Origin of the sequence: Erwinia aeris, from assembly GCF_041224955.1 — a bacterium.
Lineage (GTDB): Bacteria > Pseudomonadota > Gammaproteobacteria > Enterobacterales > Enterobacteriaceae > Erwinia > Erwinia aeris.
This window is the reverse complement of the sequence record NZ_JBGFFX010000001.1, coordinates 136,142-149,611: the sequence shown is the minus strand read 5'-3', so window position 1 is coordinate 149,611 and position 13,470 is coordinate 136,142. Positions and strand designations below refer to the sequence as shown.

General features: G+C 54.2%; 14 protein-coding genes. 5 read left to right on the top strand and 9 right to left on the bottom strand.

All coding sequences use genetic code 11. From position 1 onward, the window contains the following. Window positions 1-154: 154 nt before the first annotated feature. The 3 genes from prc to msrC form a co-directional block, all read right to left on the bottom strand. The gene (prc, locus tag AB6T85_RS00685; RefSeq protein WP_369894573.1) at window positions 155-2,182 is read right to left on the bottom strand and encodes a carboxy terminal-processing peptidase; all 2,028 of its coding nucleotides are present in this window, start codon (window positions 2,180-2,182) and stop codon (window positions 155-157) included. 19 nt (window positions 2,183-2,201) lie between these two features. Continuing rightward, entirely contained in the window at window positions 2,202-2,882 is a 681-nt protein-coding gene (proQ, locus tag AB6T85_RS00680; RefSeq protein ID WP_369894572.1) for an RNA chaperone ProQ, read from the bottom strand. A 96-nt stretch (window positions 2,883-2,978) separates the two neighbouring features. After that, window positions 2,979-3,479 (bottom strand): free L-methionine (R)-S-oxide reductase MsrC, encoded by a 501-nt coding sequence (msrC, locus tag AB6T85_RS00675; RefSeq protein ID WP_253460817.1) that lies wholly within the window; start codon window positions 3,477-3,479, stop codon window positions 2,979-2,981. Window positions 3,480-3,676: 197 nt separating this feature from the next. Between msrC and yebS the strand changes: the two genes are divergently transcribed. From yebS to rsmF, 3 genes are all read left to right on the top strand, one after another. Continuing rightward, on the top strand, window positions 3,677-4,921 hold the full coding sequence (gene yebS / locus AB6T85_RS00670) for a membrane integrity lipid transport subunit YebS (RefSeq protein WP_369894571.1): 1,245 nt from the start codon (window positions 3,677-3,679) through the stop codon (window positions 4,919-4,921). Continuing rightward, window positions 4,890-7,526 (top strand): PqiB family protein, encoded by a 2,637-nt coding sequence (locus AB6T85_RS00665; protein WP_253460812.1) that lies wholly within the window; start codon window positions 4,890-4,892, stop codon window positions 7,524-7,526. Before yebS ends, AB6T85_RS00665 begins: the two co-directional genes overlap by 32 nt. An 87-nt stretch (window positions 7,527-7,613) precedes the next feature. Then, window positions 7,614-9,050, top strand: a complete 1,437-nt coding sequence (gene rsmF / locus AB6T85_RS00660; RefSeq protein WP_369894570.1) for a 16S rRNA (cytosine(1407)-C(5))-methyltransferase RsmF — start codon at window positions 7,614-7,616, stop codon at window positions 9,048-9,050. Window positions 9,051-9,053: 3 nt separating this feature from the next. On the opposite strand, the gene AB6T85_RS00655 is transcribed toward rsmF, so the two are convergent. The 4 genes from AB6T85_RS00655 to AB6T85_RS00640 form a co-directional block, all read right to left on the bottom strand. Then, window positions 9,054-9,701, bottom strand: coding sequence for a metallophosphoesterase (locus AB6T85_RS00655; protein WP_253460810.1), 648 nt, complete (start codon window positions 9,699-9,701; stop codon window positions 9,054-9,056). 203 nt (window positions 9,702-9,904) lie between these two features. Next, window positions 9,905-10,204: a DUF3811 domain-containing protein gene (gene yjbD / locus AB6T85_RS00650; protein WP_125287823.1), complete on the bottom strand. Its 300-nt coding sequence runs from the start codon at window positions 10,202-10,204 to the stop codon at window positions 9,905-9,907. Between the two features lie 269 nt (window positions 10,205-10,473). Then, the gene (locus AB6T85_RS00645) at window positions 10,474-10,671 is read right to left on the bottom strand and encodes a hypothetical protein (RefSeq protein ID WP_253460807.1); all 198 of its coding nucleotides are present in this window, start codon (window positions 10,669-10,671) and stop codon (window positions 10,474-10,476) included. Window positions 10,672-10,791: 120 nt separating this feature from the next. Continuing rightward, window positions 10,792-10,992: a hypothetical protein gene (locus AB6T85_RS00640; protein WP_369894569.1), complete on the bottom strand. Its 201-nt coding sequence runs from the start codon at window positions 10,990-10,992 to the stop codon at window positions 10,792-10,794. A 174-nt stretch (window positions 10,993-11,166) separates the two neighbouring features. Between AB6T85_RS00640 and AB6T85_RS00635 the strand changes: the two genes are divergently transcribed. Further along, window positions 11,167-11,337, top strand: coding sequence for a hypothetical protein (locus AB6T85_RS00635; RefSeq protein WP_253460801.1), 171 nt, complete (start codon window positions 11,167-11,169; stop codon window positions 11,335-11,337). A gap of 278 nt (window positions 11,338-11,615) precedes the next feature. Here AB6T85_RS00635 and AB6T85_RS00630 read toward each other — a convergent pair whose 3' ends face one another. Then, window positions 11,616-12,077, bottom strand: coding sequence for an OB-fold protein (locus AB6T85_RS00630; RefSeq protein WP_369894568.1), 462 nt, complete (start codon window positions 12,075-12,077; stop codon window positions 11,616-11,618). Between the two features lie 260 nt (window positions 12,078-12,337). On the opposite strand from AB6T85_RS00630, the gene AB6T85_RS00625 reads away from it, so the two are divergent. Further along, window positions 12,338-12,589: a hypothetical protein gene (locus tag AB6T85_RS00625; protein ID WP_253460795.1), complete on the top strand. Its 252-nt coding sequence runs from the start codon at window positions 12,338-12,340 to the stop codon at window positions 12,587-12,589. A 355-nt stretch (window positions 12,590-12,944) separates the two neighbouring features. Here the strand turns inward: AB6T85_RS00625 and AB6T85_RS00620 are convergent, their stop codons facing one another. After that, a complete protein-coding gene (locus AB6T85_RS00620) occupies window positions 12,945-13,364 on the bottom strand; it encodes a PH domain-containing protein (protein ID WP_301252179.1) in 420 nt (139 codons plus the stop codon). Window positions 13,365-13,470 lie beyond the last annotated feature (106 nt).

Sequence of the window (13,470 nt, the reverse complement as noted above, 5' to 3'; positions counted from 1 at the left end):
AAAGGGCATTAAGTGTCTAAAAAGACATAACTTTACATTTTGTCTTAACTTTTAACGTTCAGGAAAAGATTGACTGTCAGGAAAGGCAAAGTTACCGCGTGGATTGGGAAAGTTCAGGTAAAAATAAGGCACAGCTTGCGCTGTGCCCTGGGGGTTATTTGGTGCTCTGGCTTTTTTCCAGCTGCGCCATATCATTGGCGATATTGACCGTTTCGTCCAGGTAAGGATCCGGCTCTTTGTAATCCTTCGGCAGATCCTCAAGCTTCGCCAGCGGCTTTTTGCCTTCCAGCTTGAGACGGGCGTTGATCCGCTCCAGCCGCAGCGCGTCATCCTCGTGATTTTCTTTCTCGCGCTCGGCAAGATTCAGCGAGATGATATTGCGCTTATCCTTCATCGCGTTGAAGCGGGCAATATCTTTCAGGATGTACTGGAACTCCATATCCTTCGCGATACGATCCTGATGCGTCTTGAGCAGCTGCGGGATCAGCGGTTTAACATCGCCGGTTTTGGTATAGGCCGCCGCATCAATGCTGTCCCACGGCAGCGCGTTATCCTCGAATTTCTCACCGGTTTCCACCGCTTCCACGCCGGTCGGCATCAGCAGATCCGGCGTAACGCCTTTACGCTGGGTACTGCCGCCGTTAACGCGGTAGAACTTCTGGATGGTGTAGGTGATGGATCCCAGCGCAGGCCATTCTGGACGCAGCATCTGATCGTAGATACGGTTCAGCGAGCGATACTGCTGCACGGTGCCTTTACCAAAGGTCGGTTCACCGACGATCAGCGCGCGACCATAATCCTGCATGGCGGCAGCAAAGATCTCGGAAGCGGAGGCGCTGAAACGGTCTACCAGCACCACCAGCGGGCCTTTATAGTAAACCATGCTGTCGGTATCGCTGTCCTGACGCACCTTGCCGTTGTTATCGCGCACCTGCACCACCGGGCCGCCCGGAATAAACAGGCCGGAAAGCGATACCGCCTCCGTCAGCGCCCCGCCGCCGTTGGTACGCAGGTCGATCACTACGCTGTCGACATTCTGCTTCTGCAGCTTTTGCAGCTGCACTTTAACATCGTCGGTCAGACCCACGTAGAAGCCCGGAATATCCAGTACGCCGACTTTCTCTTTGCCGACGTTATGCACGCTCATTTTCACCGCGCGATCTTCCAGACGGATTTTTTCACGGGTCAGCGTAATAATACGGGTTTTGGTGCCCTTGCCGGCCGGCAGGATTTCCAGACGCACTTTGCTGCCTTTCGGGCCTTTAATCTGCGCCACGACGTCGTCCAGACGCCAGCCGATCACGTCCTGAACCGGTTTGCCGGGCTGGCCGACGCCGACGATACGATCGCCCACGGTAATCGCTTTGCTTTTGGCTGCCGGGCCGCCCGCAACCATGGAGTTGATCACGGTGTAATCATCATCCATTTGCAGTACGGCGCCGATACCTTCCAGCGACAGACTCATTTCAGTATTGAACTGATCGGTATTGCGCGGAGACAGGTAGCTGGTATGCGGATCGATTTCACGCGCGAAAGCGGTCATCGCCAGCTGGAAAACGTCCTCGCTATTGCTCTGCGCCAGACGGCGGATAGCAAACTGATAGCGCTTGGTGAGAACCTCGCGGATCTCCTTTTCCTCTTTGCCCGTCAGCTTCAGGCTCAGCTCGTCATATTTGACTTTGGCATCCCAAAGCTGGTTCAGCTCCGCAGTGGTTTGCGGCCAGGGTGCCTTGCTGCGGTCGATATCAATAGTATCGTGACCGCTAAAATTCATCGGCTTGTTCAGCACCGTCAGCGCGTATTGATAGCGCTCAAAACGGCGTTTCTGCGCCAGGTTATATAAATCGTAAAAAACATCCAGCTGACCCGATTTCAGTTCATCGCCCAGCGTGGTTTTTTTGGTGTTGTACTGCGCCACGTCAGAAGCCAGCAGCACATTGTGGTTGTAGTCCAACAGATTCAGATAGCGGGCGAAAATTTTCGCGGAGAAATCTTTATCCAGGTCGAACTGACGATAGTGGGAACGCGTAAAGCGCGACGTCACGCGCTCGCTGACGGTCGCGTGCTGCGGTTCCTGATGAAGCTGCGGAATTTGCTCGGCGCGCGTAATAGCATCGGCGGCGAAAACATGTCCGGTAAACAACAGTGCAGCAATAACGGTGGTTTTAAAAAAGTTGTTCATGCCCTGATTGGCCTCCGTATCAGAACTGCAAGTGTTCTGCGCGCACTATCATTGCCAGGCCGGAAGCCAGCTGTACCCGGACGCCATCTTTTGTAATCTCAAGAATGGTTGCATCCATCGCACTTTTGCCTGCCGTGACTTTGATGTTTTGACCCACCTGCAATGCTGCGGTATCCGTAACGGGTGTCGTGCGTTGCGGTTGGCGTTCTGCGGAAGGCGCGCGGCCAGGATTACGCTGCGGCTTGCTGCGTGCGGCCCGAGGCTGCTCGCCTTCAGCAGAAGGTTTACGAACCGGCTTGCGTGGACGACGAGGGGCAGTTTCTTCACCCGCTTCGCGTTTTTTCGCCTGCTGCTGCTCGCGCTGCGCCTGAACACGCGCCTTGGCCTCTTCGAGCTGCTTACGGGCGTGTTCCACGTGCTGCTCGTCCAGAACGCCGCAGGCGTTGCCGTCCAGGTCAACGCGGGTGGCACCAGCTTTGATGCCGTATAAATAGCGCCAGCTTGAAGTATAAAGGCGCAGCGCGGAACGAAGCTGAGTTTTACTCAGGCCCATTTCGCCCTGCAAGCGGTCGACTAAATCCTGAAAGATGCCGATTTTTAGCGGTCGCGCTTCGCCTTCGGCACTGAAGCACTGTGGGAACCGCTCCGCCAGAAAGGCGATTACTTCTTTACTGCTATTCAACTTAGGTTGATTTTCCATGAAATTTCCTGATTACAACGGGTTTGCCAACCAGCGCAGGCATGAACAGGCGTCATTATAATGACACCATCAGCAAATGCTACGTGATCCAGCACTTTAGCTGCGTTTCATGTGAATAAATTTTTCCACGTCCGTGCCGGCAAGCACTTCACACAGCCCGTCAACCAGCGTAATCAGCCCGTTTTCGTCTTCCTGATCGAAGCGATTATATTCCACGCTGTCGATATCCAGTACGCCGATCGTCTCGCCGTTTACCACCAGCGGCAGCACGATTTCGGCATTGCTGGCCGCGTCGCAGGCAATATGCCCGGGGAAGGCATGGACGTCGTCCACGCGCTGTACGGCGCTCTCCGCCACCGCCGTTCCGCAGACGCCGCGGCCTACCGGAATGCGTACGCAGGCGATTTTGCCCTGAAACGGTCCCAGCACCAGGGTCTTCTCTTCCGTCAGCAGATAAAACCCGGCCCAGTTAACGCCTTCCAGGCGCTCAAACAGCAGCGCGCTGCAGTTGCCCATCGCGGCCAGAAAACTGGTTTCGCCAGCGATAAGCGCGCGTAAGTCACGATTGAGATCCGAGTAAAATTCTTTTTTAGTCATTTTTTAACCATTATTAAAACTGTTACGAAGCCCGGAATGGCTTCGCCTGATAAAATAAGCATTAAATGTCCAGACGGACAAGGTGAATGATTCCGTTAGTTAATATACCCTTGTTGGTCTGAAGCTTTAAAAACAAACGTAAGAGTGGTTCGCCGGGGCGATTTTGCCTGACCGTACCCTGCAAATCCGGATAATTCGTGAAAATATACGCTATCAGCCAAATTCTGCCTCAGGCACGTTATCAGCGTTGTCCGCAATGCGATACCCTTTTTTCCTTACCAGATGTTAAATCGAACCAGTCGGCGCACTGCCCGCGCTGCAACGCCCGTATCCTTAACGGACGCGACTGGTCGATGACGCGGCTGGCGGCAATGGCCGTCACTATGCTGCTGCTGATGCCGTTTGCCTTTAGCGAACCGCTGCTGACTATCCGGCTGCTGGGCACCACTATCCGCGCCAGCCTGCTGGAAGGCATTATCCAGATGGCGCAGCAGGGCAACGTGATTACCGCCTCTATGGTGGCCTTTTGCACTATCGGTGCGCCCGCCACGCTGGTGGCGTCAATCGGCTGGCTTTTTTTTGGTGACCGGCTGGGTTTAAATTTGCGGCCGGTGCTGCTGATGCTCGATCGGCTCAAAGAGTGGGTCATGCTGGATATCTATCTGGTCGGTATCGCCGTCGCTTCTATCAAGGTGCAGGACTATGCGGATATCAATCCCGGCACCGGCCTGCTCGCCTTCCTGTCGCTGGCCGCGCTGAGCCTGGTGACGCTTATTCATATCAACGTTGAACAGCTGTGGCATCGCTTTTATCCGCAGCCGCAGCCGCATATCGCCCCCGAGCAGCTGCGCGTTTGCCTGAACTGCCATCATACCTGCCTGCCTGACGAACGGGGCCGCTGCCCGCGCTGCCATACGCCGCTACGCCTGCGTCGTCGCCACAGCCTGCAAAAATCCTGGGCGGCGCTGATCTCTGCGGTGGTATTGCTGATCCCGGCCAATCTGCTGCCGATTTCCGTTATTTATCTCAACGGCGCGCGCCAGGAAGATACTATTCTTTCCGGTATTCTTTCCCTCGCTTCCGGCAATATTCCGGTAGCGATCGTGGTCTTTATCGCCAGTATCCTGGTGCCTTTCACCAAGGTTATCGTGCTGCTGACGCTGCTGCTCAGCATCCATTTTAAATGTGAACAGGGTCTGAAAACGCGCGTTCGTCTGCTGCGGGTAGTTACCTGGGTCGGACGCTGGTCTATGCTGGACCTGTTTGTTATTGCCTTAACCATGTCGCTGGTGAATCGCGACCAGCTTCTGGCTTTTACTATGGGACCGGCTGCCTTCTATTTTGGCTCAGCGGTTATTCTTACTATCCTTGCCGTCGAGTGGCTGGATAGCCGTTTACTTTGGGATGCACATGCAACAGGAAACGCCGACTACACCGACTAGCGCACGCGTGAAAAGCCGCCGCAAAATTTCGCCGTTCTGGCTGCTGCCTTTGATTGCGCTGTTGATAGCGGGCTGGCTCGTCTGGAACAATTACCAGGAGCGCGGCACCACGGTTACCATCGATTTCGCCACCGCTGACGGCATTGTGCCTGGCCGAACGCCGGTGCGCTATCAGGGCGTCGAGGTGGGTCTGGTGCAGGGCATCAGCATGACTGACGATCTGCGCACCATTAAGATCAAGGCCAGCATCAAGAGCGATATGAAAGACGCGCTGCGCGATAAAACGCAGTTCTGGCTGGTGACGCCGAAAGCGTCACTGGCGGGCGTGTCGGGCCTCGATGCGCTGGTGGGCGGCAACTATATCGGCATGATGCCGGGCAAAGGCAAGCCGCAGGAGCATTTTGTGGCGCTGGATACGCAGCCGAAATATCGCATGAACACGGGCGAGATGATGATCCATCTGCACGCTGCCGATTTAAGCTCGCTGAATACCGGCTCGCTGGTCTATTTCCGTAAAATCCCGGTTGGCCGCGTCTATGACTACAGCATCAACCCTGGCAATCAGGGCGTAACCGTTGACGTGCTGATAGAGCGCCGCTTCACCAACCTGGTGAAAAAAGAGAGCCGCTTCTGGAACGTCTCCGGGGTGAAGGCCGATGTGGGCCTGAGCGGTGCCAAAGTGCAGCTGGAGAGCCTGGCGGCGCTGGTCAACGGTGCGATTGCGTTTGACTCGCCAGCCGACTCCGCGCAGGCAAAAAGCGATGACAGCTATCAGCTCTACCCGGATTTGGCGCACAGCCATCGCGGCGTGATTATCACGCTTGACCTGCCCGGCGGCAAAAACCTGAAGGCGGGCAGCACGCCGCTGATGTATCAGGGACTGGAGGTCGGCACGCTAACCGCGCTGAACTTACAGCCCGACGGCAAGGTAAAAGGCGAACTGACCATCGATCCGTCGGTAACCGGCCTGATGCGTACCGGCACCCGCATTGAGATGCGCAGCCCCAAAATCACCCTCGCCGATACCAGCCTCAGCAGTCTGTTGACCGGCAGCACGCTCGAACTGGTGCCTGGCGAAGGCGAACCGCAGGATCGCTTTACCGTGCTGCAAAGCAACGAGTCGCTGCTGCAACGGCCTGACACGCTGGAAGTGAAGCTGACCGCGCCGGAAAGCTACGGTATCGATGCGGGCCAGCCCGTGATGCTGCACGGGATGCAGATTGGCCAGGTGGTCAGCCGCAAGCTCAATGAAAAAGGCGTGAATTTTATTATCGCTGTTACGCCTGAGTATCGCGAACTGGTGCACGGCGACAGCAAATTTATTATCAACAGTCGGCTGGACGTTAAGCTGGGGCTGGACGGTATGGAAGTGCTGGGCGCCAGCGCACGCGAATGGATCGACGGCGGCATTCGCCTGGATCCCGGCAGCAAGGGCGCGCCAAAAGAGAGCTATCCGCTGTTTGCTAATGCGGAAAAAGCCGCCGAAGGCATCACCACCAACCAGCTGCCTACCACCCTGACGCTGACCGCCAACAGCCTGCCGGATATTCAGGCCGGTTCAGTGGTGCTCTATCGTAAGTTTCAGGTCGGCGAGATCGTGGAGGTCACGCCAAGAGCTAACGAGTTCGACGTGCGCGTGCATATCAAGCCGGAATACCGCAAGCTGCTGACGCCGAACAGCGTGTTCTGGTCGGAAGGCGGCGCGCGCGTGCAGCTTAACGGCAGCGGCCTGACCGTGCAGGCTTCGCCGCTTAACCGCGCGCTGAAGGGCGCGATCAGCTTTGATAACCTCAGCGGCGCCGGTGCGGGCCTGACGAGTAAAGACAAGCGCACGCTGTTTGAATCAGAAACGGCGGCCAGAGCGGTCGGCAGTCAGATTACGCTGCATACCTACGACGCCAGCAAGCTCTCCTCAGGGATGCCTATCCGCTATCTCGGCATCACCATCGGCCAGCTGGAATCTCTGGCGCTCAATAACGACAAAAATCAGGTGATTGCCAAAGCCGTGCTTTATCCGGAATACGTACAGGATTTCGCGCGGCTGGGCAGCCGGTTCTCGGTAGTGTCGCCGGAGATTTCCGCAGCGGGCGTTAATCATCTGGATACCCTGCTCCAGCCTTATATCAATGTCGATCCCGGCAAAGGCCGCGCGCAGCGCACCTTTGAACTACAGGAATCAACCATTACCGACGCACGCTATCTGGATGGCCTGAACGTGGTGCTGGACGCGCCTGAAGGCGGCTCGCTGTCTGTCGGTACGCCGGTACTGTTCCGGGGAATCGAGGTCGGTACGGTAACGGGCACCTCGCTGGGATCGATGGCCGATCGCGTGCAGATTACGCTACGCATCAGCAAAAAATACCAGCATCTGGTGCGCAATAACTCGGTGTTCTGGCTGGCCTCCGGCTACAACTTCAAGTTTGGCCTGATTGGCGGCGTGGTGAAAACCGGCACCTTCCAACAGTTTATTCAGGGCGGCATTCAGTTTGCCACCCCGCCGACCGTGCCGCTGGCACCGCAGGCCACCAGCGGCAAGCATTATCTGCTGGAGGACGAGGAGCCGAAAGACTGGCGTAAATGGGGCACGGCGCTGCCGGCAAAATAATCGAAACGGGCAGCCTGGCTGCCCGTTTTTTTTGCCGCCGCAGAGTGTGATAAACTCGCCCCACTTTATTGCCAGCGGAATCTTTCAGTGTCTTCTTCTTCACGCGTGTACTTCCCGGATCTTTTCTTAAATCAGATGCGCGAGCTGCTGCCCGACAGCGCCGGGTTCGAGCAGTTTATTGCCTTCAGCCAGCAGCCGCTGCGCCGCAGCCTGCGCGTCAATACCTTGAAAATCAGCGTTGAGGCGTTTCTGGCGCTGGTCGAGCCTTATCAATGGGCGCTAACGCCCGTCCCCTGGTGTAAGGAAGGGTTCTGGATCAGCCGTGACGATGCCGACACGCTGCCTTTAGGCAGTACGGCGGAACATCTGGCGGGGCTGTTTTATATTCAGGAAGCCAGTTCCATGCTGCCGGTAACCGCGCTGTTTGCCGGTTCGCCCGCGCCGGAACGCGTAATGGACATGGCCGCCGCGCCGGGATCTAAAACCACCCAGATTGCCGCCTCGATGAGCAACAAGGGCGTGCTTCTCGCCAACGAATACTCCGCCAGCCGGGTCAAGGTGCTGCACGCCAACATCAGCCGCTGCGGCGTCAGCAATACGGCGATCGCCCATTTCGACGGCCGCGTCTTCGGGCCGGCGCTGCCGGAAACCTTCGACGCCATTTTGCTGGATGCGCCCTGCTCTGGCGAAGGCGTAATCCGTAAGGACGCCGATGCGCTGCGCAACTGGTCGCCGGAAAGCACCGAGGCGATTGCCGCCACTCAGCACGATTTAATCGATAGCGCCTTTCATGCCCTTAAACCCGGCGGGACGCTGGTCTATTCCACCTGCACCCTGAACCGCAGCGAAAATCAGCAGGTCATCGCCTGGCTGCTGGCGCGCTATCCGGACGCCGTTGTCATCGAACCTTTAGACGACCTGTTTGCCGGCGCCGAACGGGCCAGCACCCCGGAAGGCTTTTTGCACGTTTTCCCACATATTTTTGACAGTGAAGGCTTCTTTGTCGCGCGACTGCGCAAAACAGCGGGCGTGCCGCCCATGCCCGCGCCAAATTATAAACTGGGTAAGCTGCCTTTTACGCCGGTAAAACGTAAAGATGAGCAGGAAATTACGGCCGCTGCCGCTAAATCAGGGCTGGCGTGGGCCAGCGCTGCCCATGCGCTTTGGCAGCGTGATAAGGAGCTCTGGCTGTTTCCGCGCGCCGTGGAGCCGCTGCTGGGCCGGGTTCGCTTTTCGCGTATCGGCCTGAAGCTGGCTGAAACCTTTGCCAAAGGCTATCGCTGGCAGCACGAAGCGGTTATCGCTCTGACGCAGCCGCAGGCGTCAAATCGTTTTGAGCTGACGCTGGCGGAAGCCGAAGAGTGGTATCGCGGACGGGACATTTATCCTGAGCGTGCGCTGCCCGCCGACGAAGTGATTGTCACCTGTCAACAGCAGCCGATTGGCCTGGCAAAGAAAGTATCGAGCCGGATTAAAAACAGCTACCCGCGGGAGCTGGTGCGGGACGGCAAGCTGTTCTCCTGAGCATTACTGTACCTGCACCATTGTGAGCCGGTTGCCGAATACGGCGCCGGTATCGATAAAGTGCAAATTCGCCGCACTCAGCGGCTTGCTTAGCGGCGTGTGGCCAAAATAGAAAGCGTCCGCGCCGCTGATGGCCTTGCCCTTTCCTTGCTGTACCTGTTCAACGCGGCTGCGGCTCCAGACGACCTTAAAAGGATCGACTGCTGCCTCCCACGCATAGCGTTCGGCCGGATAGTCGGCATGAGCGACCACCACCACGCTATTTTCCAGTTCCAGATGAATAATTAAGGGCATCAGGCGACAACGGCTGAGCGCATGTTTCGCCTCAATCATTTTCATGCCTTCCAGCTTATAGAACCAGTCGCCGCCGTTGCCGATCCACTGCTGATGATCGCCCCGCGTCAGCGCCCCGATAGCCATCTCTTCATGATTGCCGCGCACGCTGCGAAACCAGGGCTTATTCAACAGCGCCACGCAGCCAGGGCTGTCCGGGCCACGATCGATCAAATCGCCTACGGCTATCAGCAGATCCTGCCCGGCATCGAATCGCTGAGCCTCTAACTCTTCGTGCAGCATGGCGAGACAGCCATGAATATCACCCACAATATAGATATGCCGCCACGCCGTGCCGTTAAGGTATTGATACACCATAGTTGCATCCTGAAGGAAAAATGACTGGAATGTTTACGAAATGTTCAGTTAACAGGCTCTAAAGTATAGTCTGTTAACTTATCAGGGAGCGGCAATAACATGGAAACAGATCAACAGTTCAGTCTGATGCTGGCACTGGTTATCATCGGCGGCGCCTTGCTGCTGGAAGTCTTATTCAGGGCGCTGCATTTAGTGTTTATCGGCTAGCTGCCTTTTAGCGCCCGTGGATTTTTGCGCAGGGAGGCAGACCAGTTAAACTCTTTGACTTCGCTTTCTTTGGCGGCGGCGGGCTTGCGTGGTTTTTTAGCCACGACGGCTTTGCTGGTCTCTTTGATGACGCGATCCTTCATTACCAGCCGTTTGGCCTCTTTCAGGATCTCTTTTTCTTCTTTTTGCGAAGGAACATGGCCTTTTTTCAGCGTGAGGGCTTTCACTTTAGCGTCAATCAGCTCTTTTTCGCTGTCGGTAAACTGATCGATCGAAATCTCTTTGCTACTTTTCATCAGGCTTGCTCCTGCCAGTACGCCAGACGCGTAAATCGCGTGGCGTGGAAACGGCAGCGTAGAGCTTTCATCTCTGATAAACAAGCCTGAAAGGTAAAGTATCGTGTTGAAAAGCACTTTACCCGGCACCAGAAGAATAAACGTTCGGCGTTTATTCACCCTTATCCAGGGCTTTTTCATAATAACGCGCTAGCGGGCCCGGAGTCAGTACCGATCCTACTCCAGCCAGAATCGTTACCAGGCGGCAGATTTATTTGCTTAAGCGCGCGTCAGCCGTTAAACCACTGCCAAAAACGTACAGCATCCTGCCACAGCGCGACTATACCCCGAATAATAAAAATCCAGGTAAGCAGCAGAAAAGGATGGAAGATGAGATCGTGGGCCGGCAGGCAAGTATGCGACAGAAAAAAGAAAATGGTTATCAGGCTGCCGTAGTAACAGACCCGATATTTGCGGCTATGTTTCATTGCACTCTCCTTTGCAAGGCGCTTTTCCTTTTTTCAGAAGCTAAAGAATAGCGCTGTCCACAACCCTAAAGCAATCGTATAACCTGCGGGCATCAGGCCCGCAGCGGGCCTGAGTAAACCTTATTTTTCCTGATAAGGATCTTTTTTATCTGCCTGGCTATCATCGCGAGTCCGCGGCACTTCACCGTGTTCATCAGGCGCATCCCTGGCCGGATAATCGTCTTCCTCGTAAGCATTACCAGCCGAAGGCGCGGCTTCCGGCAGACCTTTATGCACGTCGCCTTCATCTTTACGTTCTTTATTCGTTTCATGTTTAAACATAACTGCCTCCTTTAGTTTGCAGTTAGTTAAGTGTAGTAGAGGATTTTTCTGTCACCGTCCGATAAAGAAGCAGGAAAATTTTTCCGCTCTGTTTTTGTCAGGCCGCTGCTGGCAATCAACAAACGCCAGGCTACGCTTAAGGCTCTGAATCTTTTTCAACCCACGGAAAATATTATGAAAAATTGCACTAAAGGTCTTATCGCTCTGCTGGCCGTTTTATCCCTGGCGGGTTGTATGAATCGCAGCAGCGCGGTAGGTAACGACGGCCGTCCTCATGCACCAAGCGCGCAGTCCGTGCCGGGCGGTACGCTGGGCGCAGGCCCGGTAGGTCAGCCGCAGTCGTAATCAAGGCCGTTACGCTTTTCGATACCGGCTTCCCGCCGGTATTATTTTGCAGCAGCGTCTCTCCTTTCCCTGTTTAATGAGTTAAAACAGGCCGATAATCCAGACAGCTTAACGCGGGATGCGGCCCTTATTTCCGGAATAGTTTGACCCTGTTAAATTGATAGCTTACTTTGCGCCTGCTGCGGCAAAAATAAGCCCCGGCTCGGTGGCCAGGGCGTTCACGCTATTTTAAGCCAGCCGGAAGCCGGGCTGTGTTTCAGAAATAGTCCGTGCGCACGTTAATTAAATACGCAGCGACGGCCAGAAGGCGTGCCGATAACGCGTGACATGCGCTGACAAACCACCTCAACCTGACTGCCCTTCTTGAGCGTTAAAGCCGTGTTTTTCTCAGAATCCTGCATCTCCATACTGGCGGCCATAAACTGATTCGGGGTTTTCAGTCTGATAATAATGGCATTGGTAAAATCTTTATCGATAGACTGTACCGTGCCCGTTACGGCAATAAGTTTCCCTTTCATCGCCTCATCTGTGGCAAATTCGTTTGCTTCATAATCTTTAAAAAGTTTAGTGGCGGAAACATGGTAAACCTCTTTTTGCGGTGAAGAGGATGCTGCCGCGCCACCCTGCTGCGCCTGGCCGGTATTTGCCGCGTTTTTACTCTGCTCGCTGGGGCCGGTAAGCGCGCGAATCACAATTAGCGCAACGATAATGAAGAACACCCATTTTACTACTTTTTTCATTTTTCATTCCTTGTCAAAAAACACCATGTGTTTAAAAAACAGACCAGCCGTCACTCATATTGGCAGGCTGAAACTACAATAGTCAGAGGCTCTTATCGGCAACAGAATTGAAAAAATTAGGTAAGTAGCAAAAAAAATGCGTATGGCGATTGCACTAACGGATGGTGCCAGTACCGCAAACGATTAATTTGTACTCGTAGACGCTTTGTTTAAATTATCAGCATTACTATGGAAACTGGCATTATTAAAAGGAACTTAAAATGTTAATGAAATATATTGCGCTGGTGAGCCTTTCCCTTACCCTTGCGGCATGCTCAAACCCACAGCCTCAGGACAAGACGCCTTCCCTGAAAATTTGCAAAGGGTTTGGCTGTGATAGCCTTCCGGGTAAACCCCCCAGCAGGGCCGATACACATAAGCCAACAAAAGATGAAAAAATTCGGGCAAGACGAGGAGAATCACCTGATTTTGGTTCGGAGGAGTTAAACGTAGGGGGCCGTTTTCCCTGGTAATAATTGTACGGAAGACCCACTTTTCTGCTTAACGCGATGTCCTTTTTACCCGCTGGGTTATCCCGAAAGTACATCATAAATACTTTTTCAGGCAGCCGACGCATAAAGCAAGCCCGGCAGATAGCTGAGGCTTGCTTCTGCCAGGCAACTAACTGCATTTTTCCTGACGCTGCCGCGAGGGATGGATGAGCTGTCCGCTGCCATTACGCCAGTCGGCAAAAAAAGCTTTCTGGCATTATTCAATATGGTAGCCGAATATACAGCTTCCACTATGCATTAAACAATGCAGCATTACAGTCTTCAGCCGATAAAAAACCCAGCGCTTCGGCTGGGTTAGACTGTACGTGCTGCGCGATTACTTCACGTCATTCTCTTCCTGTAGCTCAAAAAAACGGCGCCTGAACGCCATAGGATCCTTTATATATTTTATAGGGGCACGGGATGCACCTACATCGCAAATAATTAAAGAACCATAGCCGAGAATACGGCCTGCGATACTTTGTTTTATTTGCAGACTGGAAACCTTATTCAACCCTATCTCGATTGTATCTCGCTTGATAATACCAGTTTTAGCAATTACGCGCCTGTCCGTTATCCCGGCTTCGTTAGAACGTATTACAAAATAGCCAAAAGGTATCAACAACAATCCTAAACCTGCTGTAATAGCGCCTAAAATGACACCCCAAATCACCCAAGGCAGTAAGGCCCATAATGTTACCTCACCGCGATAAAGCAGCGTTTCGTTTTTGATAAGATTAGCATCGATGTAAGCCATGGCTTTATAAGTCCCTTATGAGTCATTGCAGAATAGCATCCTATCACCCCCGCTATAAACTGGATAATTTATTTCTTTTTTCCCTTTAAAAAAATAATTAAGTTAT